Genomic DNA, 21,881 nt, shown 5'->3' with positions numbered 1-21,881 from the left:
AAGTGCTATTGTATGCTTACAAAGGGTATAAAATGATAGGGTTTTCATAGGTTTTTAAAAACCAATTTTATACATATTTAACACCGATTTATCAGTAAGACCTCAAATCTTTTACCGCATGTAAAACGGGGTGTTTTCTATGGAAGATAAACGCCGCCCATTCCAAGCAATGGCTTTGATGTCCGGAATCCTTTCCTACTTAGTTGGTCCCACCTTAGTTGGATTATTTGCAGGAAGATGGCTGGATGGAAAAATTGGTACAGAACCATTGTTCCTTATTATTGGACTTCTTTTAGGACTAGCAGCAGGTGTGTTGGGAGTATTATACCTGGTCCAAAAATTCTTCTCAGGAGAGTCATAAATATGCCCGAATCAACCGAAAAGTTTATGAGGCATATGAAGTATTTCTTATTTTTTCTTGCCTTTTTTGTAATAGGTTGGGGATTTACCCCATACCAAGATTGGTTCCTAGGTTTGATCCTTGGGACAGTGATAAGTGTGTACAACCATTGGCTGTTGCATCAGAAAGTGAAGAAGTTCACGGAAGCAGTTGCTGAGGGTCGGAAAGCTATGACACTAGGTTCTTTTTCAAGAATGGCCGCCGCAATTCTCGGTGTGGTCATCGCTATGAGATATCCAGAAACTTTGAATCTCTACGGCGTCATCATAGGGATTATGACATCCTATATTGTCATTATCATAGATTCATTTGTAACACTCTTTAAAGCAGTGGGGAAGAGAGGTGAGTAGTGTTGGGTCACAGTGCTCCTATAGCGACGCTTGATTTGTTTGGTTACGACCTTCATTTCAACTTGTCGAATATTTTGATGACTATTATAACAGCCTTAATCGTGTTCCTTATCGCAATACTTTGCACAAGAACACTGGCATTGAAACCTACCGGAGCGCAGAATTTCATGGAATGGTTGGTTGACTTTGCTAAAGGTATCATTAACAGTACCATGGATTGGCAAACAGGAGGTAGATTCCTTGCATTAGCTCTGACAATTATGATGTATGTATTTGTCGCGAATATGCTCGGGTTGCCATTTGCGATTATCCTTGGTGACGACCACACTTTATGGTGGAAATCGCCAACAGCAGATCCTGTTATTACGCTTAGTCTCGCGGCAATGGTAGTAGCGTTGACGCATTATTATGGGATTAAGATGAAAGGCTTCAAGGAATACGGGAAGGACTTCTTCAAACCGATGTCGTTCTTATTTCCACTTAAGATCATTGAAGAATTTGCTAACACATTAACGCTTGGTCTTCGTTTATACGGGAACATCTTCGCAGGGGAAATCTTGCTAGGGTTGCTTGCAGGACTGGCAGTTAACGGTTATCAAATGGGCTTCATGTCCGGAATTATTGGAACAGCCGTTGCAATCATTCCTATGTTAGTATGGCAAGCGTTCAGTATTTTCATTGGTACCATCCAAGCATTTATCTTCACCATGTTAACAATGGTTTATATGGCACACAAAGTGAGTCATGACCATTAATTTATAAATTTTTAATAACCAAAAAAAACTTTTTTTAAACATAAGGAGGAAATTATCAATGGGTCTTATAGCAGCAGCAGTTGCAATTGGTTTAGCAGCACTAGGAGCAGGTATTGGTAACGGATTAATCGTAAGTCGTACAGTAGAAGGGATCGCTCGTCAACCTGAGCTTAAATCCACTCTTCAAACTACAATGTTCATCGGGGTAGCACTAGTTGAGGCGATTCCTATCATCGCCGTTGTTATCGCGTTCATGGTTATCGGTGGTTAATTAACTGCCCGAATAATTCTTAGCATCAATAATGGCGAAGTCCGTCTCACAAGAGAACCTTCGCCTTTCCTTTAGTATGAACAATTTTTCTCGAAAATCTAGCCAAGGTGCCCTTTAGGTGCTTGTGCTTTTCTTATGTATTCCTCGAAGGGAGTGAAAGCATTGTATAGCTTAGATCACTTAGTGCTTGGTGCAGGACTTCTAACTTTAGGAGATGCACTATTCCAGTTAATCACATTTTTAATCTTACTATATTTCCTTAGAAAATTTGCTTGGGATAAGCTTGTTGGAATGATGAAGCAACGTGAAGATCACATTGCAAATGAAATTACAGCAGCTGAACAAAGCAATGTTGAAGCAAAAGGTCTTGTAGAAGAGCAAAAAGCTCTTTTAAAAGAAGCTCGCACGGAAGCTCAGGCTTTAGTGGAAAGCGCGAAAAAAGTAGCAGAAGATCAAAAAGCAGATATCGTAAGAGCTGCTCAAGAGGAATCTGCACGCTTGAAAGAAGCGGCAAGAAAAGAAATCATTCAGGAAAAAGAACAAGCAGTTGTTGCCCTGCGTGAACAGGTTGCTTCCTTGTCCGTATTAATCGCTTCTAAAGTGATTGAAAAAGAACTAAACGAAAAAGATCAGCAGAAGCTTATCGATGATTACGTGAAACAGGTAGGCGAAGTGCGATGAGCAAAAACGGAGTAGCAAAGCGTTATGCATTGGCTCTTTTCGAACTGGCAAAAGAAAACAACCTTTACGCCCAGTTTGATTCAGAGCTTGCAGAAGTGAAAAAGGTGTTTTTGAACAACAAGGAACTTGACGTTGTCCTAAGCAACCCGAAAGTACGCAAAGACTCTAAAAAGCAAATCGTCCGTGAGGCATTTGCTTCCGCATCACCATTTATCGTAAACACGTTACAGCTTTTAATAGACCGTCACCGTCAAGGTATCGTTGTCGATATGATTGACGAGTACAAAGCACTTTCTAACGAAGCCCTTAATGTGGCAGACGCAAAAGTGTACTCTGTTCGCGCTTTAACGGACGCAGAGCAGGCTCAGCTTTCCGCTGTATTTGCAGCAAAAGTTGGGAAATCTTCTTTAAACATCAGCAATATCGTAGATCCATCTTTAATCGGCGGCTTGAAGATTCGCATCGGCAACCGTATTTTTGATGGAAGTGTCAGTGGAAAATTAGAGCGTCTAGGACGTCAACTTACAACGAATAGATAGTAGATAGGGGTGAAATTCATGAGCATCAAAGCTGAAGAAATTAGTGCGCTGATAAAAAAGCAAATCGAAAGTTATCAGTCTGAAATCGAAGTTAGCGATGTCGGTACTGTTATCCAAGTTGGGGATGGTATCGCTCGTGCTCATGGTCTCGACAACGTCATGGCTGGAGAGCTAGTTGAATTTTCTAACGGAGTTATGGGTCTTGCCCAAAACTTAGAGGAAAACAACGTCGGTATAGTAATCTTAGGACCTTATACTGAAATCCGCGAAGGCGATGCAGTTCGTCGTACAGGCCGTATCATGGAGGTACCGGTAGGTGAAGCACTTATCGGCCGTGTAGTAAACGCATTAGGACAACCAGTTGATGGTTTAGGTCCAATCGAAACAAGCAAAACTCGTCCAATCGAAGCACAAGCTCCTGGTGTTATGGATCGTAAATCCGTTCATGAGCCACTTCAAACAGGTATCAAAGCGATCGATGCGCTTGTACCAATCGGACGTGGACAACGTGAGTTAATTATCGGAGACCGTCAAACAGGTAAAACATCTGTTGCGATCGATACGATTCTTAACCAAAAAGACCAAGACATGGTGTGTATCTATGTTGCTATCGGTCAAAAAGAATCTACAGTTCGTGGAGTGGTAGAAACTCTTCGTAAGCATGGTGCACTTGATTACACAATCGTTGTAACTGCATCTGCATCTGCACCAGCTCCAATGCTATTCTTAGCACCTTACACTGGAGTAACAATGGGTGAAGAATTCATGTACAACGGCAAGCACGTGCTAGTTATCTATGATGACTTAACAAAGCAAGCTGCTGCATACCGTGAGCTTTCCCTACTATTAAAACGTCCTCCAGGGCGTGAAGCATATCCTGGTGACGTATTCTACCTTCACTCTCGTTTACTCGAGCGTGCAGCGAAACTTAGTGATGCAAAAGGCGCTGGATCCTTAACAGCTTTACCGTTCATCGAAACACAAGCTGGTGACGTATCTGCCTACATCCCAACAAACGTTATCTCCATCACTGATGGACAAATTTTCTTACAATCAGACCTATTCTTCTCCGGTGTTCGTCCTGCGATCAACGCTGGTCTTTCCGTATCTCGTGTTGGAGGATCCGCTCAAATCAAAGCGATGAAAAAGGTATCAGGTACATTACGTCTTGACCTTGCATCTTACCGTGAGTTAGAAGCGTTCGCGCAATTCGGTTCTGACTTAGATAAAGCAACTCAAGCAAAACTTAACCGTGGTGCTCGTACAGTTGAAGTACTTAAGCAAGGCTTGAACAAGCCACTTAAAGTAGAAAAACAAGTTGCGATTCTTTACGCTCTTACAAAAGGCTTCATCGATGATGTTCCTGTACAAGACGTAACTCGTTTCGAAGACGAAATGCTTACTTGGCTAGAGCACAACCGTAAAGAACTTTTAGAAGAAATCCGTACAACTAAAGGATTACCAAGCGACGAAGCAATGGCTGAAGCACTTAATGCATTCAAAAAGACTTTCGTAGCTACTGAAAAGTAATAGATCGACATAGTGAGTTACACCATGCGATGGAGGAACCCGAACCAACCTTCGATTCCTCCTTTCCATGTGTCTAACCACTCTGAATAGGGTTAAAAAGGTGGTGAAATCCTTTGGCATCATTACGCGACATAAAAACGAGAATTACCTCGACGAAGAAGACTAGTCAAATCACAAAAGCCATGCAGATGGTTTCCGCATCGAAACTGAATCGTGCTGAAACGAATGCAAAAGCTTTCAATCCTTATATGGATAAAATCCAAGAGGTTGTAGCAAGTATCGCACTAGGAAGTACAGATGTATCGCATCCAATGCTAGAAAGCCGTCCGGTAAAACGTACTGGCTACATCGTAATCTCCTCTGACCGTGGTCTTGCAGGTGCCTATAACAGTAACATCTTACGTACGGTTCATCAGACGGTTCAAAAACGTCATAAGTCTCAAGATGAATACGCAGTAATTGCCATCGGACGAATCGGCCGCGACTTTTTCAGAAAGCGTAACGTCCCTGTATTCTCCGAAATTACTGGTCTAGGCGACCAAGTATCCTTCTCAGACATCAAGGACATTGCGAATCGTGCAGTCAGCATGTACGCGGATGGAACGTTTGATGAGTTATACGTGTATTACAACCACTTTGTAAGTGCAATCTCCCAAGAAGTAACAGAGAAGAAACTTCTTCCTCTTACTGACATTGCACCTACATCCAACAAGATTACATCCTATGAGTTCGAACCTTCCCAAGAAGGTATCCTTGAAGTATTGCTACCGCAATATGCGGAAAGCCTGATTTACGGTGCATTATTAGATGCAAAAGCAAGTGAGCATGCTGCTCGTATGACAGCGATGCAAAGTGCGACAGATAACGCGAAAGAGCTTATCCAAGGCCTTACACTTTCTTACAACCGTGCCCGTCAAGCAGCAATCACTCAAGAGATCACCGAGATTACAGCGGGAGCTTCAGCTCAACAATAGATTCGTTAAGAAACAAAATTTTGCAAAAGTAAGTTAGGAGGGAATACGATGAAAGGTCGCGTTACTCAAATCATGGGTCCAGTTGTCGACGTAAAATTCGACAGCGGACATCTTCCTGAAATATACAACGCTCTTCATATTAATCATAAAGCTCGTAGCGCTAATGAAGTAGACATTACTTTAACGCTTGAGGTTGCTCTTCACCTTGGAGACAACACAGTGCGTACAATCGCTATGGCTTCTACAGACGGTGTCGTTCGCGGCATGGAAGTAGAAGATGCTGGTCACCCTATTTCTGTACCAGTAGGTGACGTAACACTTGGTCGTGTTTTCAACGTACTAGGAGAAAACATTGACTTAGATGCTCCAATTCCAGCAGGTTCTCGTCGTGATCCGATTCACAGACAAGCTCCTACATTCGATCAACTTTCAACAGACGTTGAAATCCTTGAAACTGGTATCAAAGTAGTAGACTTACTTGCTCCTTACATCAAGGGTGGTAAAATCGGTCTATTCGGTGGTGCCGGTGTAGGTAAAACGGTTCTTATCCAAGAATTAATCAACAACATCGCACAAGAGCACGGTGGTATCTCTGTATTCGCAGGTGTTGGTGAGCGTACTCGTGAAGGAAATGACCTTTACCACGAAATGACGGATTCTGGCGTTATCAAGAAAACTGCCATGGTATTCGGACAAATGAACGAGCCGCCTGGAGCACGTATGCGTGTTGCACTAACAGGTCTTACAATGGCTGAGTACTTCCGTGATGACCAAGGACAAGACGTTCTATTCTTCATGGACAACATCTTCCGTTTCACACAAGCAGGTTCTGAGGTTTCCGCCCTACTAGGTCGTATGCCATCTGCCGTTGGTTACCAACCAACACTTGCTACTGAAATGGGTCAATTACAAGAGCGTATCACGTCTACGTCTGTAGGTTCTGTAACGTCTATCCAAGCGATCTACGTTCCTGCCGATGACTACACGGATCCGGCTCCAGCAACAACTTTCGCTCACTTAGATGCAACAACGAACCTTGAGCGTAAGCTTTCCGAGATGGGTATCTACCCAGCGGTTGATCCTCTAGCTTCCACTTCCCGTGCTTTAGCACCAGAAGTAGTTGGAGACGACCACTATGCAGTAGCGCGTGAAGTACAGGTTACTTTACAACGTTACAAAGAACTACAAGATATCATTGCTATCTTAGGTATGGATGAGTTAACGGATGAGGATAAATTAACCGTTCACCGTGCTCGTCGAATCCAGTTCTTCTTATCTCAAAACTTCCACGTAGCCGAGCAGTTCACTGGACAAAAAGGTTCTTACGTTCCTGTTCAGGAAACAGTTAAAGGATTCAGAGAAATCCTTGACGGCAAATACGACCACCTTCCTGAAGATGCATTCCGTCTAGTTGGACGCATCGAAGAAGTAGTGGAAAAAGCGAAGCAAATGGGTGTAGAAGTTTAATTAAAGGGACCTAGGAGGGAATGAAATGAAGACATTAAAAGTCAGCGTAGTTACTCCCGATGGCCCGGTTTATGAATCAGACGTAGAAATGGTAGTAGCCCGTGCTCAAAGCGGTGAGCTGGGAGTTCTACCAGGACATATCCCGATGGTTGCTCCACTTCAAATCGGCGGCGTCCGTATGAAAAAAGACGGCAAAACCGAACAAGTGGCAGTAAACGGAGGCTTCCTAGAAGTGCGTCCTGATAAAGTAACGATCCTTGCCCAAACTGCAGAAGCAGCTGAGCAAATCGATCTTACACGTGCAGAAGAAGCAAAGAAACGCGCCGAGCAACGACTTCAGTCCAAACAGGACGACGTCGACTACCGCCGCGCTGAACTTGCCCTTCAACGCGCAATCAACCGCATCAACGTAGCCAAAAGAGGGTAACAATACCCTGTAAACATACTGTGTCAAAACCCCCTCTTTCCGGAGCAGACGTGCTTTGGAGGGAGGGGGTTTTTGTGATTTAAAGGACTAAAGAGGGGTCTGACCCGCTGTGCGGTGATGTGCTAAAGCGAAGCAGTCCCACGCATTATGGTTGACTGGTGGTGAGTGCAGTATCTATGTTGTCGAAATGACGAAGGGTCTGTCGATTTCTTGATATATGCCTGAATTTCTTGATATATTCTAATTTTTATTGATATACACTCCTAATTTCTCGATATATCCGAATTTTTCTTGAAATATCCTGAGTTTTATTGATATCCGCAAATCCAATTACCTACTTTCAACTAAAACCTTCCAAGTAGCCCCACATTTCATTGGTTCCAGCAGTCACCAAGCCTGGCCTTTTTCAAAACAAGGTAATTTTCTTTTGAACTTTGATCAAAGCGCCTCACAATCAACCACAAAAACAAAACCTCACCCTTCACCAAACCAATTCCCTTCGCCTCCCTAAAAACAATAGCCATAATAAGGATATCTCCTGTCGACACCGATATGGGGATTTGATATAATTGTTATCGGTTACATTTTTAAATATTGTGAGCAGTCTGAAAATGAAGAGAGACTTCGGAGGGGGCGGGCATGAATCTACTAAACTTATATCAAAATAACTATTTGATAGTGGTTGTATTTTTAGCTCTAGGGGTATTGCTTCCGGTCGTGGCGCTTGCTATTGGACGTGTTTTGCGTCCGAATAAGCCATCAGCAGCCAAGCAGACGACCTATGAAAGTGGAATTGATCCCTTTCATGATTCACGTGTTCAGTTCAATGTTCGTTATTACATATTTGCCCTGTTATTTGTCATTTTCGATGTGGAGACGGTTTTCCTTTATCCATGGGCGGTGGCATACGAGAAATTGGGGATTTTTGCACTGATTGAAATGCTTATTTTCGTAGTTTTATTACTGATCGGATTAATATACGCATGGAAGAAGAAGGTGTTGAAATGGATCTAAATCTAGAGAGTATCTCACCAGAGGAAATGGAAGAACTGAAACAGACGGTCTTCCTGACAACATTGGAGGAGCTGAAAGCGTGGGCCCGTAGCAATTCCATGTGGCCGATGACATTCGGTCTAGCTTGCTGTGCCATCGAAATGATGGGAGTTGGCTCGTCCCACTATGACCTCGACCGTTTTGGGTCCTTTTTTCGTACATCACCGCGTCAATCTGACTGTATGATCGTGTCTGGTACCGTGACGAAAAAGATGGCACCCGTGTTGAAGCGCTTGTATGATCAAATGCCTGAGCCGAAATGGGTCATTGCAATGGGATCCTGTGCGACTGCAGGCGGTCCATATATCAAATCCTATGCCGTTGTAAAAGGTGTGGACCAAATTGTACCAGTAGACGTGTACATACCGGGATGCCCACCAAATCCAGCGGCTCTTATTTATGGAATCAATAAGCTCCGCGAAAAAATTCGTTATGAAGCCAAGACAGGGAAGCAGGTGATCTAGCAGTGAGCGAGGAGAAAAGCCTGGAAGAAAAGAAGAAAGAGGCCGCAGCCAAAGCAAAAGCTGCTGCACTTGCAAAATTAGAAGCTAAAAAGAAGATGGAAGCGAAGGCTTCTGAAAGTATAGAAGAGACAACACCCGCTGAAACTCCGGTTGGTGACGACGCCAAAGAACTGGCGAAAAAGAAAGCCGCTGCAGCTGCGAAAGCGAAGGCCGCAGCACTGGCTAAACAAAAAGCGAAAGAACAAGCGGAATCTGAAGCCGAGTCAACAGAGCCAACAGACGACGCCAAAGAACTAGCTAAAAAGAAAGCCGCTGCAGCTGCGAAAGCGAAGGCCGCAGCACTGGCTAAACAAAAAGCGAAAGAACAAGTGGGATCCGAAGCCGAATCAACAGAGCCAACAGACGACGCCAAAGAACTAGCTAAAAAGAAAGCAGCCGCCGCAGCGAAAGCAAAGGCCGCCGCACTCGCAAAACAAAAACGCGACACAGGCGAAGCACCAGCAACCGAAACAGACGGCGAGGACGCCAAAGCAAAAGCCATCGCAGCCGCGAAAGCAAAAGCAGCAGCTGCAGCCAAGGCAAAAGCCGCTGCACTGGCCAAACAGCAACGTGACGGAGGAGCAACAGGGGCCGCGGGCGAAGCAGACACTGCCTCCCCAGACCTCCAAGACGAAAAAGCCAAAGCCGTCGCAGCCGCGAAAGCAAAAGCAAAGGCCGCCGCAGCAGCCAAAGCGAAAGTAGCAGCCGCCGCAAAAGCCAAAGGAACATCCGGCTCAACAGCAGCCGCGGAATCAGATACACCATCACCACCATCAACAAACCAGAAATACCTCGATAAATATGTAAAAGTGATCAACGACAACCTCGGGGAAAACACCTTGGAAGACGCGTACATCAACCCGCTTTCCAAAGATGTTCCGACGCTTGTCGCGAAACCGGAGAACTATTATAAAGTGGCATCATTCCTGCGGTACAATGAGCAGCTGACGTTTGAATTTCTATCTGAAATGCACGGCACGGACTTTGAAACGCATATGGAAATCTACAATCACTTATATTCTTATAAAAACAAGCAGTCTGTTGCCCTAAAAGTGAAAATAGACCGGGAGAACCCTGTCATCCCGTCCATCCAGCCAATTTGGGAAGGGGCAAACTGGCCGGAGCGTGAAACATACGACCTGCTTGGCATACAGTTTACAGGACACCCGAATTTGACGCGCATCATGATGCCGGATGATTGGGTAGGTTATCCGCTGCGCAAAGATTATGAGCCGTACGATGTGGAGGTGTAGCAGATGATTCGTACAGAGGAAATGCTACTGAATGTCGGTCCACAGCATCCGAGTACCCACGGGGTGTTCCGACTTGTCATAAAAATTGATGGGGAAATCATCAAAGAAGCGACACCGGTCATTGGATACCTTCACCGCGGAACCGAAAAGCTCGCGGAGAATCTCCAATACACGCAAATCATCCCGTACACCGACCGGATGGATTACTTATCCGCCATGACCAACAACTACGTGCTTTGTCATGCGGTGGAAACGATGATGGGAATTGAAATTCCAGAGCGGGCCGAATACCTTCGCGTGCTTGCGATGGAGCTTGGCCGTGTTGCCAGTCACCTAGTTTGGTATGGTACATATTTACTTGATATCGGGGCTGTCAGTCCGTTCCTATATGCGTTCCGTGAGCGCGAAATGATTATCAATCTATTAAATGAGCTGTCAGGTGCTCGCCTTACCTTCAACTATATGCGTGTTGGGGGCGTGAAATGGGATGCACCGGAGGGCTGGATTGAAAAAGTAGAAGAATTTGTTCCATATATGAGGGAGCAGCTGAAGGGCTACCATGACCTTGTAACAGGCAATGAAATTTTCATGAGCCGTGTGAAGGGGGTTGGCCGTTACACGAAGGAGGATGCCTTTGCGTACTCCCTGAGTGGTGCGAACCTCAGATGTACCGGAGTGAAGTGGGATCTTCGTAAAGATGAGCCTTACTCCATTTATAATCGCTTTGATTTTGACGTTCCAACGCGGGAAGGCGGAGACGCATGGGCGCGTTACCACTGCCGCATGGAGGAAATCGAGGAATCTTTGAAGATCATCGAACAAGCCGTCGAACAATTCCCGAAAGAAGGCGCGATCATGGCAAAAGTACCGAAAATCATCAAGGCGCCAAAGGGAGAAGCATATGTACGCATCGAATCCCCGCGCGGTGAGATCGGCTGCTACATTGCCAGTGACGGAAAAAAAGAGCCATACAGACTCAAATTCCGCCGTCCGTCCTTTTACAACCTGCAGATTTTACCGAAGCTTTTGGAAGGCGAAAACATGGCAAACCTGATCGCCATTTTAGGGGCAATTGATATTGTCCTCGGGGAGGTGGATGGCTAATGATGGAAAGCTTGTTGCATTCCTCACCATCCTGGACGAACTTTTTCATTTTTTTCGGTTTGGCCACGGCATTGCTGCTCGCTGTCCTTGGCTTCGTAACATACGGAATCCTTGCCGAACGTAAAGTAATGGGTTTCATGCAAGGACGTATAGGACCGAATCAGGTCGGGGGTTCATGGGGCTTGCTCCAAACAGTAGCCGACGTGTTAAAGCTTCTTATAAAAGAAGACACGATCCCGAAACTTGCGGATCGACCATTATACATTATCGCACCAGTGATCGCGTTCACACCGGCGTTCATGGTGCTTGCCACCATCCCGTTCACCGACCGCTTTCAATTTGCGGACATCGGGGTCGGCTTGCTTTACTATATCGCCATCTCGGGCATCACAACGGTCGGCGTCGTTGCGGCAGGCTGGGCATCAAACAACAAGTACTCCTTACTTGGAGGCATGCGTGCAGCAGCCCAAATGATTTCCTATGAAGTGCCACTTGTTATGTCTGTAATCGGGGTTGTCCTGTTGGCAGGAAGCCTTAACCTGAACGAAATCGTTGCAGCTCAAGGCGAAACATTTTGGTTTATCATCTTGCAGCCTGTCGGATTCCTAATTTTCATGATTGCATCTGTCGCAGAGTTGAACCGTACACCATTTGACTTGCCGGAAGCAGAATCCGAGCTTGTCGCAGGGTACCATGTTGAGTACTCCGGATTCCGCTGGGCATTCTTCATGCTAGCAGAATATGTGTACCTGTTTGCGATGGCATCCCTGACCACCGTCCTGTTCCTGGGCGGATGGCTGCCACCATTCGAGTTCCTCGGATTAATCCCGGGTGCCGTCTGGTTCGCACTGAAATTCAGCGTAGTCGTATTCGTGCTCATCTGGATCCGTGTCACCTTCCCGCGTCTGCGCGCAGACCAGCTCATGGAATTCGGCTGGAAGGTACTGCTCCCGGTAGCACTGGCAAACATCTTTTTCTCAGCGATCATGAAAGAATTGTTCTTTAAATAAAAAACTCACTTTCATTACTAAAAGGGGTAACGGAAGAATAGGGGTGAAGCGAAATGCTCGGTCTTGCAAAAGGTTTAAAATATACCCTACAAAACTTAACGAAGAAAAAAGTAACCTATGATTACCCAAACGAACCGCTTCCACTACCGGACCGGTTCCGCGGCATCCAAAAATTTTACCCGGAAAAATGCATCGTCTGTAACCAGTGCTCCAACATCTGCCCTACAGACTGCATCCAGCTTACCGGGAAAAAACATCCGGATCCAACGAAAAAAGGGAAAATCATCGACACATACGACATCAATTTTGAAATCTGCATTCTCTGCGACCTCTGTACAGAAGTCTGCCCGACAGAGGCCATCATCATGACCAACAACTTTGAGCTTGCCGAATACAGCCGTGATCGACTTTTCAAAGACCTGCAATGGCTCGATGAAAACGATACGAACATCAGAAGGGAGAATAAAGCATGACGATAACCGGTGAATTCATCGCATTTCTTTTCCTAGCAATCGCTGCGATCGCCGGTGGAGTGCTCATGCTGAACCTGACAAAGGTCGTCCACATGGTGGTAGCCCTAGTGTTCACCTTCATCAGCATCGCCGGCATCTATGTCATGCTCTCCGCTGAATTCGTAGCGGCTGTCCAAATTCTCATCTATTCCGGGGCCATCACTATCATCATGCTGTTCGGAATCATGCTTACCCGTCACAATGACGAATCCGAAACATCAGGACTTGCCCGAAAAATACTCGTCGGCGCCGGCGTTCTCGGCTTTGCAGCAGTCATGTATTTCGGACTGTACAGCCTTGACCTTGGATCCCAAGAATCAGCCGACCTGCATGTGAACAACACCGAACAGATCGGTGTAGCCATCTATGCAAAATACGTCATTCCATTTGAATTGACCTCCGTGATTCTGCTCGTGGCACTTGTCGGGGCAATCATCTTGGCAAGACGAGATGACGAAGACGCGGACGTTGTAAAAGAGGAGGCGACCAAGGAATGAGCGGAGTTCCATTATCAGCCTACCTGGTACTTGCACTTATTTTATTCTGTATCGGACTTTACGGGGCCCTGACAAAACGCAACACCGTCATCGTCCTGATCTGTATCGAGCTCATGCTGAACGCAGTCAACATCAACCTTGTCGCGTTCAGTAAATTCGGCATCGCACCATCCATCACAGGGCAAGTATTCTCCCTGTTCACCATTACCGTCGCAGCAGCAGAAGCCGCAGTAGGCCTGGCTATCCTCATAGCCCTCTACCGCAACCGCCGCACCGTTAACATCGACGAAATGAATACACTGAAGAACTAAAAAAAAGGGGACTTGATACGATGATGGAAAATGCCTGGATCATCCCGCTTTTTCCGCTGATCTCCTTTATCCTGTTAATGCTTGTCGGCAAAAGATTGAAAGAATCGAGTGCATTCCTCGGAATCGCACTCATTGGACTATCACTCATCTTTTCCCTCACAGCACTATGGGAGCGGTTTTCAGCACCAACCTTCAAAGCCACATTCGACTGGCTCCAAATAGGAGACGTCGTACTGACGGCGGGATATGAAGTCAATCAATTAAACGCCTTGATGCTTGTCGTAGTATCACTTGTCAGCTTACTTGTACATATTTATTCCAAAGGATACATGCACGGGGACGACCGTTTCCACGTGTTCTACGCCTATCTGGGCCTGTTTACCTTTGCCATGCTGGCACTTGTCATGTCACCAAACCTGCTTCAGCTCTACATTTTCTGGGAGCTGGTCGGAGTAGGGTCATTCTTGCTCATTGGGTTCTATTTTTATAAAAATGAAGCAAAAGCCGCTGCCAAAAAAGCGTTCATCATGACGCGTATCGGGGATGTCGGGTTATTCATCGGGATCATCCTATTATTCTGGCAGGTTGGCAGCTTTGAATACGATGTGATTTTTGAAGCAGTCAATGCAGGCGCAATCTCCGCAGGCATGCTGACCCTCATTGCCATCCTTATTTTTATCGGGGCAATGGGGAAATCAGGTCAATTCCCGCTACACTCCTGGTTACCTGACGCGATGGAAGGTCCAACACCGGTTTCCGCGCTAATCCATGCCGCAACAATGGTTGCAGCAGGGGTCTACTTGGTCGCGAGCCTGTTTCCGCTGTTCAATGCCAGCGAAACGGCGCTTATGACGGTCGCAATCGTCGGTGCATTCACCGCCATTTTCGCGGCCTCCATCGGTCTTGTACAAAAAGATATTAAGAGAGTGCTAGCCTACTCCACCGTCAGTCAGCTCGGCTTCATGATGCTTGCTCTCGGTTCTGCAGGCTATGTGGCAGGGGTCTTCCACCTCACCACACACGCATTCTTTAAAGCCTTGCTCTTCCTTGCAGCAGGTAGCGTCATCCATGCGGTCCACACGCAAAACATCGATGAAATGGGCGGCCTTTGGAAAAAAATGCGCACCACCGGAATCTTATTTCTAATCGGAACTCTTGCCATTACAGGTGTTCCGTTGTTCTCCGGGTTCTTCAGTAAAGAGGAAATTCTCCTTGCTGCTTGGGTGAATGGGAATCCATTCTTATTTTTACTGGCACTAATCGCTGCTTTCTTCACGGCATTCTATATGTTCCGCCTGTTCTTCCTGGTATTCACAGGTGATGCACGTGGAGACCAAAGTCATGCGCACGAGTCACCATCTGTCATGACCATTCCAATGATCGTGCTTGGCGTCCTTGCAGTCGTGGCAGGTTATATGAACACCCCTTGGTTTGGCCATTTTCTCGGAGACTGGCTGACAGAAGGGACCACCCTATACGGGCCGTCCCATATCGAGGGGCCAAAATGGATCATGGCGGCTGCCATCCTTGTTTCATTTGCCGGCATCGGTTTCGCCTACCTGATTTATTTCCGCCGCTCGATCGCGCGCGAAACATTCAGCCAAGGCGCACCGCATCTGTACGGAATTTTACGCAACAAATACTTTGTCGATGAAATTTACAATATGACATTTGTCTATGGAACGCGCGTGATCAGCCTGTTCCTGAAATACATCGACGAGTTCCTTGTCCAGGGTTCGATGAAGGGGATTGCCGCGGCATCCCAACAAATCGGTAGACTCGGAGCCAAAGTGCAGAACGGCCAAACCCAAACATACGGAGCAGTCGCGTTTGTCGGACTCGCCATTCTCATCATTATTTTCGTCTTCACAGGGGGGTACATCGGATGAACAGCATATTTCTGACAGCGTTGATCTTCGCCCCTCTTTTAGGTATTTTAGTACTTCTTTTCACACCAAAAACAAACGTGGAAGCCATCAAAATCGTTGGATTCCTTGCAACCCTGCCGTCCTTGGTGCTTGCGCTCATCGCGTTCTGGCAATACAAGGCGGGAGCGGGTCTTGAGCAATTTGCGATCAAGCACGAATGGATTACATTCGGAAACAAAGATCTGACTGGTGAAATCTACGGCTCTCAAGTATACCAGCCGATTTCTTTCGAGCTTGGGGTCAACGGCTTCTCGCTCGTCATGATTTTACTGACGGCAGTGCTTTCCACCCTTGCAGCCATCGCAAGCATCCATGTAAAAAAAGAATGGAAAGGCTACTTCATTCTCTTTCTTCTTTTACAGATCGGAATGCTCGGCGTCTTTGCAGCGGAGAACCTGCTCTTATTCTTCTTTTTCTTTGAACTCACCTTGATCCCGATGTTCTTCCTCATCGGAAAATGGGGCTATTTTGAAAAAGAAAGTGCAGCATACCGCTTCCTTATCTACAACGGTCTCGGTTCTGCCATTCTATTAATCGTGTTCGTTGTCCTTTTCACAAAAACAGGAACGATGAACATCGCCGAAATCACTGCCATGTTCACCGGTAACAGTGACGCCATGTTCCTTGGCGAAGTTTCAGACGACCTGCGCATGGGACTGCTGATTGCATTGCTTGTCGCATTCGGTATCAAGCTGCCAATCGTGCCGCTTCACAGCTGGATGCTAAAAGTCCACGTCCAGGCTCCGCCATCAATCGTCATGCTGCATGCCGGCGTTCTTTTGAAAATAGGGGCATTCGGACTTATCCGTTTCGGAGTGGGAATTTTCCCGGAACAATTCGACCAGCTCGCTTTCATTCTAGCAATCTTAGGAGTCGTGAATCTCCTTTACGGTGCATTCCTTGCACTCATCCAAACAGATTTCAAAATGGTGCTGGCATACTCCAGTATTTCGCATATGGGGATTGTCCTGATCGGGCTTGCGGCCCTAAATGAAGCGGGAATCCAAGGCGCCATCTTCCAAGTTGTCTCCCACGGATTCATCGCGGCACTCTTGTTCTTTTTAATAGGAGTAATGTACGAACGCACAGGAACGACAGACATCGGAAAGCTTGGTGGACTCGCAAAAGCGATGCCGCTCACAGCCGGATTCTTCCTTGTGGGAGCCATGGCCTCACTCGGTCTGCCTGGCATGTCCGGATTTGTCAGCGAATTCCTTGCCTTCATGGGACTTTTCAATGAAATGCCGGTTGTTGCGGCAGTCGGAACACTCGGGATTATTTTAACAGCGGCATACTTGTTGCGTGCAGTGCTCGGAATGACATTCGGCACGAAAGCGGCAGGCTATGGCGAGAAAGTGGTGGACCTGCGCGGAGTTGAATACATTCCCGTATTTGCCATGCTATTCTTCATCATCCTGATCGGAGTATACCCTAGCATTCTCGCACAACCGCTGCAAGACACCATCAACGCCATTATTTTAGGGATAGGGGGGTGAACTGGAGATGGATTTAGAAACCTTACTCAGCTTTGATTGGAGTGTCATGGCACCGGAATTCATCATCCTTGGTGTAGCAACCCTTCTCTCACTACTGGACTTATTTTTACCGAAAAAAATAGACCGGAGACTGCTCGGATGGCTCGGATTCGCCAGCATCCTGGTTGCCCTCGGATTCTTAGTGGGCATGTACGACAAAGATCCAATGCAAGTCACCACCATCCTTTACGAAACATACCGACTCGACAGCTTCGCGATGGCCTTCAAAACGTTGATTTTAGTCGGAGCAGCCTTTGTGATGCTTATGGCCATCAGCTACGAGCCGAAAGAAGGCCTGAAAGAGTACAGGGGAGAGTTCTTCTACCTCTTGCTGCTAGGTGTCCTAGGGGCCATGATCATGTCCTCAAGCGGCGACCTGATCACGTTGTTTGTGGGCCTTGAGTTATTATCCCTGGCTTCCTATGTACTAGCAGGCCTGCGCAAAAAGAACCTGCAATCCAACGAAGCGGCCATGAAATACGTTATCAACGGCGGAATCGCCACCGCCATCACCCTGTTTGGGATGAGTTACGTGTACGGCCTGACAGGCACAACCAACCTGCAGGAAATGTGGATCACACTGTCCCAGATCAACGCACGCGACATGCAATACCTGCTGGTCATCGCCTTCATGATGATGTTCGTTGGCTTATCCTTCAAGCTCGCGACCGCACCATTCCACATGTGGGCACCGGACGTCTACCAAGGCGCACCAACACCAGTAACGGCATTCCTTGCAGTCGTATCCAAAACAGCAGGCTTCATTATCGTCCTGCGTCTTTTCGTGACACTGTTCTTCCCAACCCGATCAGCAGAAGGCTCATCTATGCTGTTCTCCATGGGGGAATTCATCGCAGTCTTGGCCGTGGCCTCCATGATCATCGGTAACTTCGTTGCTCTTAGGCAGCGCAACGTCAAGCGAATGTTCGCCTACTCTGGAGTCGCACACGCCGGCTATTTGTTGGTACCACTGGCAACCGTAAACTTCATCTTCATTTTTGAAGCAATGTGGTTCTACCTGGTCGCATACCTGTTCATGAACATTGGAGCACTTGCAGTATTGCAAGTCGTCACCGCACAAGATGATTCCGAGGATCTGAGCCGATTCGCCGGCCTCTACCAGCGTTCACCGCTGCTTGCAGTGTTAATGTCAGTGTTCTTGCTTTCTTTGGCAGGTATCCCGGGAACAGCCGGATTCATCGGAAAATTATCAATTTTCGTCGGGGCCATTTCCGAACCAACCAACGCCTACGTGCTGGCATCGGTCTTGATCTTGACCACCGTCGTCTCATACTTTTACTATTTCGGTATCATGACACAAATGTTCTTCCGCCCAGCCGCAAGCCAAGAAAAAATCCACGTTCCCGTTGGAATCTGGATCACCGTTTTTGTTTGCGCACTAGGAACACTGTTGTTAGGAATCTTACCAGGCCTTGCCCTAGACATGTTCGGAAGCAATTTCGATATTTTAAGAGATATCTTCGAAACAGACAACTAACACATTGTCACCATTAAGGGGTATATGATTTAATAGAAAAGAAGGAGTGATAGAGCTCCTTCTTTTTTGTGGATTACTATAGGAAGAAACTAATGAAGCAAGGTGTATCGAGCTGGTGATTGGAGCGAAAGGCTGAGACTCCAGCGGGGGAATAACGGTTGGTTGAGACCCCGCAGGCTTGCCGAGGAGGCTCAAGCACCGTCCCGCGGAAAGCGAAGCCTAGCGCGGAAATCAACAGCGGAGTATACCCAGAACTTTTACTTAAAATAAAGAGGAGGCTGCTTTCACAATGATCGATTTCGGAGTACAAGCACTCGTCAGCATCATCTCCCACCTACTATTCATTAGCATCACCTGGTGGGCACTCCAAGCCATCCAATACGAAAAATGGATGAAACCAAACAAAGTCGTCCAAATCAGACTGCTGCTGATCCTAATCACCATCGCCATCGGATCCTCCGTCAGCAACTTCTTCCTGGACTACCTGTTCCTATCACAAAGACTGCCGATGATTTGGTGAAAATAAGCGAACTTAAGCAAACCAGGGGAGAGAATCCTCTGGTTTTTTATTTGTTTTTCTTGCCTCATTCTACATAAGAGCTAAAACTCCTGCCGGGGTCTGACCCCAAAAATAAAAAATATATAAAAAACACAAAAATTTTGACGAACATTTCTATGTATCTCTTATGCTCACTTTGGTCACAATGAGTAGTAACAAACAAAGGGGCGTGGGGGATATGTTTAAGATGGGGAATACGGATAAGGGCTTAAAAACTAATACTAAATATGCAGAAAAAACGTGGAAACTTTATATTAATAGATTGCTAGGACTATTTTTTATTTTGGTAATATGTTTTACGGGGGTAATTCTTGGGAATGAAAGAAGCAGAGCTCAATTACCAAACGATATCAGTACTGAGATACTTGAAATCGCAGAAGTTTTTCAAAAGGAGAAAATTAATGTTCAGGAATGGAAACTTTATGGACGGAAGAACGTCTATAAAATTAGGGATTTAGTCACTTTTCAAAAAGAGGTAAATCGTTTAAAACAGAGTATGGGCCATCTTAGTTGGAATGTGATGGAAGAAGAGGATCAATGGAAGGCAGTTGGGACTTATTATAATGACTTATTAAAGCAAGAAGAGACTCTTCAGCTCATCACCACCCACACAAACTCATCCCAAACATCGTATGTATTATATGAGGTTACTGGGTATGGTTGGGAAAAGCCTGTAGCAACAGAGATAATAAACAATTTCCATTCGAATCTTACCAATATTTCTCATGAAGACTTTGAAATATTTAGTTGTATGTCTGGCGATTTCAGTGCTAAAATTGAAGGTGGTTTGCAAAATACGACAAATATTTTGCTAGACGCATTTTCAGCACAAATAGTTGAAGAGATTCAGGAAGATACCTTTGTATCAGTTTCAGCATATACTGATGCATGGAATAATGTTCTTCCGACACATCAGGGAAAGATGAACTTACAAATTGGGTTACGAACACAAGGAATGGGCGATAAGACTACCGTGATTGTAGGCACGCCAATTATTACTGTTGAATATTAATATATAGAATAAAAGACGCGGAGGGGAACGTTTTGGAAAAAATCATCGTCCGCGGCGGACAAAGGTTAAAGGGTACTGTTAAAGTAGAGGGAGCAAAAAACGCAGTACTACCTGTCATCGCCGCAACTTTATTAGCTAGCAAAGGCAAATGCGAAATCTTAGATGTACCTGAGCTCTCCGACGTTTATACGATTAACGAGGTTTTGCGTTATTTGAATGCCGATGTTGATTTTGAAAATAATCGTATAATTGTCGATGCAACAAGAGAGCTTCACACTGAAGCACCGTTTGAATATGTACGAAAAATGCGCGCATCTGTCCTAGTAATGGGATCATTGCTTGCACGTAACGGAAAAGCACAAATTGCTCTACCTGGAGGATGTGCGATCGGTTCAAGACCAATCGATCAGCATTTAAAAGGATTCGAAGCAATGGGTGCGAAAGTAAAAGTTGGAAATGGTTATATCGATGCCGAAGTAGACGGAAGATTACAAGGCGCGAAAATATATCTTGACTTCCCAAGTGTGGGAGCAACGGAAAATATCATGATGGCTGCAACTCTTGCTGAAGGTACAACTATCATGGAAAACGTTGCAAAAGAACCGGAAATCGTGGACTTGGCGAACTTCTTGAACTCCATGGGAGCAAAAGTTCGTGGAGCAGGTACAGGTACTATCAGAATCGAAGGGGTTTCCGAATTGCACGGATGCCAACACAACATCATCCCTGACCGCATTGAAGCAGGTACATTCATGGTAGCAGCTGCAATCACAGGCGGAGACGTTATCGTTGAAGGCGCAGTGCCGGAACATTCCAGCTCTTTAATTGCCAAAATGGAAGAAATGGGCGTTAAGTTTGAAGAAGTCGAAAACGGATTACGCGTTATCGGACCTGAAAAACTAAAGTCAATTGACATCAAAACAATGCCTCACCCAGGATTCCCAACAGATATGCAATCCCAAATGATGTCTCTATTATTGGCGGCTGAAGGCACGAGCATGATTACCGAAACAGTATTCGAAAATCGCTTCATGCATGTAGAAGAATTCCGTCGTATGAACGGCGACATCAAGATCGAAGGACGTTCCGTTGTCATCAATGGACCTTCAAAACTACAAGGCGCAGAAGTGGCGGCAACAGACCTTCGTGCAGCAGCAGCATTAACCCTAGCAGGATTAATCGCAGACGGATACACTCGTGTAACCGAGCTAAAACACTTAGATCGTGGATACGTAAACTTCCACAACAAACTAGCAGCACTAGGCGCAGACATCGAACGAGTAAGCTCCATGGAACAAGAACAAACAGTTATCCTAGAGCAAATCAAGGAAGCCTAAACACACCAAAATAGCCAATCATATATTTATATTCTACATCAAGGGTCAGACTCCTTTAGGGGTCTGACCCTTTTTCAAACTTTTTTTACTGGCATTCGACGTGAGTGCGGAAATTCCTGCTGGGGTCTGACCCCAGCACAGCATTTTTTTCACTACTTATTAATATTCCAACTTTTTTTCTGTCAGACCATTTTTTTGGTGTGATATTGAATTGTTTTCTGACAGTTGTGGGTTATGTGTATATAATATAGAAGTATTTAAGAGTTTTTTAGGGTTAGAGGCTTGTGAATGAAGTCTTTAAACCTGCCCATATTTTAGTCATAATTGCTTGTCCACTCCCATAAGAATGAAGAGTAAAGGTAACCAACCATTAGC

At 45.8% G+C, this 21,881-nt stretch carries 25 protein-coding genes; 24 read left to right on the top strand and 1 reads right to left on the bottom strand.

Annotated features, from left to right (window positions below):
• Window positions 1-139: 139 nt before the first annotated feature.
• The 10 genes from K7887_RS20705 to K7887_RS20660 all read left to right on the top strand — a co-directional run bounded on the left by K7887_RS20705 (window position 140) and on the right by K7887_RS20660 (window position 7,394).
• Window positions 140-361: an AtpZ/AtpI family protein gene (locus K7887_RS20705; RefSeq protein ID WP_223491494.1), complete on the top strand. Its 222-nt coding sequence runs from the start codon at window positions 140-142 to the stop codon at window positions 359-361.
• 2 nt (window positions 362-363) lie between these two features.
• Window positions 364-750, top strand: coding sequence for an ATP synthase subunit I (locus K7887_RS20700; protein WP_223491493.1), 387 nt, complete (start codon window positions 364-366; stop codon window positions 748-750).
• Between the two features lie 2 nt (window positions 751-752).
• A complete protein-coding gene (gene atpB, locus K7887_RS20695) occupies window positions 753-1,505 on the top strand; it encodes a F0F1 ATP synthase subunit A (protein ID WP_148980110.1) in 753 nt (250 codons plus the stop codon).
• A gap of 58 nt (window positions 1,506-1,563) precedes the next feature.
• On the top strand, window positions 1,564-1,776 hold the full coding sequence (atpE, locus tag K7887_RS20690) for a F0F1 ATP synthase subunit C (RefSeq protein WP_010200387.1): 213 nt from the start codon (window positions 1,564-1,566) through the stop codon (window positions 1,774-1,776).
• A 135-nt stretch (window positions 1,777-1,911) separates the two neighbouring features.
• Window positions 1,912-2,457: a F0F1 ATP synthase subunit B gene (gene atpF, locus K7887_RS20685; protein ID WP_223491492.1), complete on the top strand. Its 546-nt coding sequence runs from the start codon at window positions 1,912-1,914 to the stop codon at window positions 2,455-2,457.
• Window positions 2,454-2,996, top strand: coding sequence for a F0F1 ATP synthase subunit delta (locus K7887_RS20680; RefSeq protein ID WP_223491491.1), 543 nt, complete (start codon window positions 2,454-2,456; stop codon window positions 2,994-2,996). Before atpF ends, K7887_RS20680 begins: the two co-directional genes overlap by 4 nt.
• An 18-nt stretch (window positions 2,997-3,014) precedes the next feature.
• Entirely contained in the window at window positions 3,015-4,526 is a 1,512-nt protein-coding gene (gene atpA, locus K7887_RS20675; protein ID WP_223491490.1) for a F0F1 ATP synthase subunit alpha, read from the top strand.
• A 113-nt stretch (window positions 4,527-4,639) separates the two neighbouring features.
• Window positions 4,640-5,500, top strand: a complete 861-nt coding sequence (locus K7887_RS20670) for a F0F1 ATP synthase subunit gamma (RefSeq protein WP_064099565.1) — start codon at window positions 4,640-4,642, stop codon at window positions 5,498-5,500.
• Window positions 5,501-5,548: 48 nt separating this feature from the next.
• Window positions 5,549-6,967 carry a F0F1 ATP synthase subunit beta gene (gene atpD, locus K7887_RS20665; protein ID WP_148965306.1) on the top strand — a complete coding sequence of 473 codons (1,419 nt, stop codon included), beginning with the start codon at window positions 5,549-5,551 and terminating at the stop codon, window positions 6,965-6,967.
• Window positions 6,968-6,992: 25 nt separating this feature from the next.
• Window positions 6,993-7,394, top strand: coding sequence for a F0F1 ATP synthase subunit epsilon (locus tag K7887_RS20660; RefSeq protein ID WP_088019729.1), 402 nt, complete (start codon window positions 6,993-6,995; stop codon window positions 7,392-7,394).
• 371 nt (window positions 7,395-7,765) lie between these two features.
• On the opposite strand, the gene K7887_RS20655 is transcribed toward K7887_RS20660, so the two are convergent.
• Window positions 7,766-7,918: a hypothetical protein gene (locus K7887_RS20655; RefSeq protein ID WP_223491489.1), complete on the bottom strand. Its 153-nt coding sequence runs from the start codon at window positions 7,916-7,918 to the stop codon at window positions 7,766-7,768.
• Between the two features lie 115 nt (window positions 7,919-8,033).
• Here K7887_RS20655 and K7887_RS20650 point away from each other — a divergent pair, with 115 nt between their 5' ends.
• From K7887_RS20650 to murA, 14 genes are all read left to right on the top strand, one after another.
• Window positions 8,034-8,408, top strand: coding sequence for an NADH-quinone oxidoreductase subunit A (locus K7887_RS20650; RefSeq protein WP_010200369.1), 375 nt, complete (start codon window positions 8,034-8,036; stop codon window positions 8,406-8,408).
• The gene (locus K7887_RS20645) at window positions 8,399-8,911 is read left to right on the top strand and encodes a NuoB/complex I 20 kDa subunit family protein (protein WP_010200368.1); all 513 of its coding nucleotides are present in this window, start codon (window positions 8,399-8,401) and stop codon (window positions 8,909-8,911) included. Before K7887_RS20650 ends, K7887_RS20645 begins: the two co-directional genes overlap by 10 nt.
• Window positions 8,912-8,913: 2 nt before the next feature.
• Window positions 8,914-10,203, top strand: coding sequence for an NADH-quinone oxidoreductase subunit C (locus K7887_RS20640; protein WP_223491488.1), 1,290 nt, complete (start codon window positions 8,914-8,916; stop codon window positions 10,201-10,203).
• Between the two features lie 3 nt (window positions 10,204-10,206).
• Window positions 10,207-11,307, top strand: a complete 1,101-nt coding sequence (locus K7887_RS20635) for an NADH-quinone oxidoreductase subunit D (RefSeq protein ID WP_223491487.1) — start codon at window positions 10,207-10,209, stop codon at window positions 11,305-11,307.
• Window positions 11,307-12,317, top strand: coding sequence for an NADH-quinone oxidoreductase subunit NuoH (gene nuoH / locus K7887_RS20630; RefSeq protein ID WP_223491486.1), 1,011 nt, complete (start codon window positions 11,307-11,309; stop codon window positions 12,315-12,317). Before K7887_RS20635 ends, nuoH begins: the two co-directional genes overlap by 1 nt.
• 53 nt (window positions 12,318-12,370) lie before the next feature.
• Complete coding sequence (gene nuoI / locus K7887_RS20625) at window positions 12,371-12,790, top strand: NADH-quinone oxidoreductase subunit NuoI (RefSeq protein ID WP_010200360.1); 420 nt, start codon at window positions 12,371-12,373, stop codon at window positions 12,788-12,790.
• Window positions 12,787-13,326, top strand: a complete 540-nt coding sequence (locus K7887_RS20620) for an NADH-quinone oxidoreductase subunit J (protein ID WP_223491485.1) — start codon at window positions 12,787-12,789, stop codon at window positions 13,324-13,326. Before nuoI ends, K7887_RS20620 begins: the two co-directional genes overlap by 4 nt.
• Complete coding sequence (gene nuoK, locus K7887_RS20615) at window positions 13,323-13,637, top strand: NADH-quinone oxidoreductase subunit NuoK (protein WP_010200357.1); 315 nt, start codon at window positions 13,323-13,325, stop codon at window positions 13,635-13,637. Before K7887_RS20620 ends, nuoK begins: the two co-directional genes overlap by 4 nt.
• Window positions 13,638-13,657: 20 nt before the next feature.
• Entirely contained in the window at window positions 13,658-15,526 is a 1,869-nt protein-coding gene (gene nuoL / locus K7887_RS20610; RefSeq protein WP_223491484.1) for an NADH-quinone oxidoreductase subunit L, read from the top strand.
• On the top strand, window positions 15,523-17,061 hold the full coding sequence (locus tag K7887_RS20605) for a complex I subunit 4 family protein (RefSeq protein WP_223491483.1): 1,539 nt from the start codon (window positions 15,523-15,525) through the stop codon (window positions 17,059-17,061). Before nuoL ends, K7887_RS20605 begins: the two co-directional genes overlap by 4 nt.
• A 7-nt stretch (window positions 17,062-17,068) precedes the next feature.
• Window positions 17,069-18,598 carry an NADH-quinone oxidoreductase subunit NuoN gene (nuoN, locus tag K7887_RS20600; protein WP_223491482.1) on the top strand — a complete coding sequence of 510 codons (1,530 nt, stop codon included), beginning with the start codon at window positions 17,069-17,071 and terminating at the stop codon, window positions 18,596-18,598.
• Window positions 18,599-18,887: 289 nt separating this feature from the next.
• Complete coding sequence (locus K7887_RS20595; protein WP_148987230.1) at window positions 18,888-19,118, top strand: DUF1146 family protein; 231 nt, start codon at window positions 18,888-18,890, stop codon at window positions 19,116-19,118.
• Between the two features lie 226 nt (window positions 19,119-19,344).
• Window positions 19,345-20,169, top strand: a complete 825-nt coding sequence (locus tag K7887_RS20590) for a YwmB family TATA-box binding protein (RefSeq protein ID WP_223491481.1) — start codon at window positions 19,345-19,347, stop codon at window positions 20,167-20,169.
• A gap of 32 nt (window positions 20,170-20,201) precedes the next feature.
• On the top strand, window positions 20,202-21,506 hold the full coding sequence (murA, locus tag K7887_RS20585) for a UDP-N-acetylglucosamine 1-carboxyvinyltransferase (protein ID WP_223491480.1): 1,305 nt from the start codon (window positions 20,202-20,204) through the stop codon (window positions 21,504-21,506).
• The last annotated feature ends 375 nt before the right edge of the window (window positions 21,507-21,881 follow it).

Source organism: Sutcliffiella horikoshii, from assembly GCF_019931755.1.
Classification (GTDB): domain Bacteria; phylum Bacillota; class Bacilli; order Bacillales; family Bacillaceae_I; genus Sutcliffiella_A; species Sutcliffiella_A horikoshii_E.
Note: the sequence above shows the minus strand (reverse complement) of the source record. Positions and strands in the feature narration are given on the sequence as shown.